The organism is uncultured Campylobacter sp. (assembly GCF_938045535.1).
In the GTDB taxonomy this organism is placed as follows: domain Bacteria; phylum Campylobacterota; class Campylobacteria; order Campylobacterales; family Campylobacteraceae; genus Campylobacter_B.
Map to the genome: position 1 here is coordinate 1 of NZ_CALIMQ010000195.1, position 2,700 is coordinate 2,700.

At 35.3% G+C, this 2,700-nt stretch carries 4 protein-coding genes; all 4 read left to right on the forward strand.

Translation table 11 applies throughout. The features are described from left to right. Positions 1 to 483: 483 nt before the first annotated feature. Entirely contained in the window at positions 484 to 1,290 is an 807-nt protein-coding gene (locus Q0095_RS06020) for a transporter substrate-binding domain-containing protein (RefSeq protein WP_297882300.1), read from the forward strand. Positions 1,291 to 1,307: 17 nt separating this feature from the next. Next, positions 1,308 to 1,637, forward strand: coding sequence for a transporter substrate-binding domain-containing protein (locus Q0095_RS06025; protein WP_297882302.1), 330 nt, complete (start codon positions 1,308 to 1,310; stop codon positions 1,635 to 1,637). 8 nt (positions 1,638 to 1,645) lie between these two features. After that, positions 1,646 to 1,792, forward strand: coding sequence for a hypothetical protein (locus tag Q0095_RS06030; RefSeq protein WP_297882304.1), 147 nt, complete (start codon positions 1,646 to 1,648; stop codon positions 1,790 to 1,792). Positions 1,793 to 1,864: 72 nt separating this feature from the next. Continuing rightward, on the forward strand, positions 1,865 to 2,700 hold an 836-nt coding region (locus Q0095_RS06035), incomplete at its 3' end, for a UDP-galactopyranose mutase (protein WP_297882306.1).

Consider the following 2,700-nt stretch of genomic DNA (forward strand, 5'->3'; position numbering starts at 1 on the left):
AAATATTTCTTGCTAGATGATCTTTATAGCTTATTTTAGGCGGGCATAGCGGTACGGCTCGCCCGTGTTTGTTTTCGTAGGCATAGCTGTGTGCTCTCGCCAGGTAAAATTTAAAAGGCTCGCATAGCCTTGCTATTTTGTCCGACTTTGCGAGCTTGGGTTTGGATTGTAAAATTTTACTAACGCGCCGTTGCAGAATTTATAAAATTCCATAGAATTTCGCAGCGGCGTGCTATTTTTTTTTACGCGGCGCTAATAGACGCACAGAATTTATAGCTAAGCACTAAAATTTAATGAAAGCAGGCGGAGCTTGGTGCAAGGCAGCAAAATTTAAAAAGCCTCTATCATTATGCTTAGAAATTTTAGTTGCGAAATTTTATTGCTAAACTCGCAATTTAGGGAATAGTTTCGGTTCTAGTAAAATGAAATTTTAAGAAAATTTACATTACAATTACGAAAAATTTAAAATTCAAGGAGGAAATTATGAAAAAGTCATTTTTTCTTATTCTATTGTCGGCGATCTTTGTTTTTGCGAATTCCTTAAGCGAAATAAAGCAAAGTAAGGTTATCAGAGTGGGCGTTTATGAAAACGAGCCGCCTTTTAGCAAGTCGAGCGAGAAAGGCTTTGAAGGTTTCGAAGTCGAGCTTGCCAACGCGCTAGCTGGTAAAATTTTCGGCAACAGCGGCGGTCGTATCGAGCTCATACCGGTAACAAACGAAGTGCGCTTCCCGATGCTTCAAAACAACCAAGCCGATATGATAATCGCGGCTGCAAGTATCACCGAAGAGCGTAAAGGCAGCGTCGATTTTTCGATGCCGTATTTTACGGTAAATTTGGGAATTTTAACGAAAAAAGACTCAAATATTCACAAAATAGGCGATTTGATGGGTAAAAAGATCGGCGTCATCCGCAAGACCACCGGCGAGGCGTATATCAAAAAGGACGGCGGTTATAATGTTTCTTATTGCAACGATTCGGTCGATTGCTACAGGAGATTAAAAAGTGGCGAGATTGACGGATATTGTAACAACAACCTTTTTGTAATGGTCTATCCGATCGTAGATCCTGCAGTCGAAGTCAATATAAAAAATTTAGGCGAGAACGTATTCTTGGGCGTCGCAGTACAAAAGGGCAACGCAGAGCTGCTAGAAGCGATCAATAAAGGCTTGATCGCGCTTAGCAAAGAGGGCTTTTTCAAAAAGGCTTATGAGGATACTTTCGAATCCTTTTATAAAGGTACTGTCGATAAAAAATATTTCTTACTCGACGATCTTTACAGCTTTTTTTAATAAAAAAGGAATTTGAAATGAAAAAATCACTGTTTTTAATTCTTTTATCTTGCATCTTTGCGCTTGCGAATTCTTTAAGCCAAATAAAGCAGAGTAAAGTCATTCGTATCGCCGTTTATGAAAATGAACCTCCGTTTAGTAGAGTTACGGATAACGGCTTTGAGGGCTTTGACGTAGAGCTTGCTAATGCAATCGGAGGCAAAATTTTAGGCGATACCGGCGGCAGGATCGAGCTCATACCGGTATCAGCGCAAGCTCGCTTTCCGTCCATTCAAAATAATCAGGCGGATATGCTTATCGCGGCTGCAAGCGTTACTGAGGAGAGAAAGAAAAATTATGAAAAATAAAGGAAATGATGAAAAATGGAACAAGTATATTATTTGTATCACATTCAATTGAGCAGGTGGAAAAATTATGTGATCGAGTTGCTTGGTTGGAAAAAGGAAAGTTGAAAATGGTTGGAGATACTAAGAAGGTTTGTGAAGCATATAAAAATAGTTAGGTAAAATATATAATAAATAAAAAAATTAGAAAGGAGAAAAGTAGTAGTTTTCAACTATGAAATTAAGTAGAAATGAGATACGATTATTTAGTAGTAGGAGCAGGGCCTTTTGGGGCAACATTTGCTTATGAAGCAAATAAAAGAAGGAAAAAAGTTTTAGTGATTGACAAAAGAGATCATGTTGGTGGAAATATGTATTGTGAAAATATTGAAGGAATAAATGTTCACAAATATGGAGCACATATTTTTCATACTAGTAATAAAAAAGTATGGGATTATGTAAATCAATTTTGTACATTTAATAATTATATAAATTCACCAATAGCAAATTATAAAGGTGAAATATACAATTTACCATTCAATATGAATACTTTTAATAAATTGTGGGGAGTTGTGACTCCGGCAGAAGCTAAAACTAAAATTGATGAACAAATAAAAGAATCTGGAATTACAGAACCTAAAAACTTAGAAGAACAAGCAATTTCTTTGGTAGGAAAAGATATTTATGAAAAATTGATAAAAGGTTATACTGAAAAACAATGGGGAAGAAGTACAACAGAGTTACCAGCATTTATTATTAAGAGATTGCCTGTAAGATATACTTATGATAATAACTATTTTAATGATAAATATCAAGGAATTCCTGAAGGCGGATACAATGTAATTTTTGATAAATTATTAGAAGGAATCGATGTAGAATTGAATGTTGATTTCTTTGGAAAAAAAGAAGAATTATTGGCTAAAGCTGATAAAGTAGTATTTACAGGTATGATAGATCAATATTTTGATTATAAATTTGGTGTTTTAGAATACAGAAGTTTAAGATTTGAACACGAAACATTAGATGAAGAAAATCACCAAGGGAATGCAGTAGTAAACTGCAATGAAAGAGAAGTACCTTATACAAG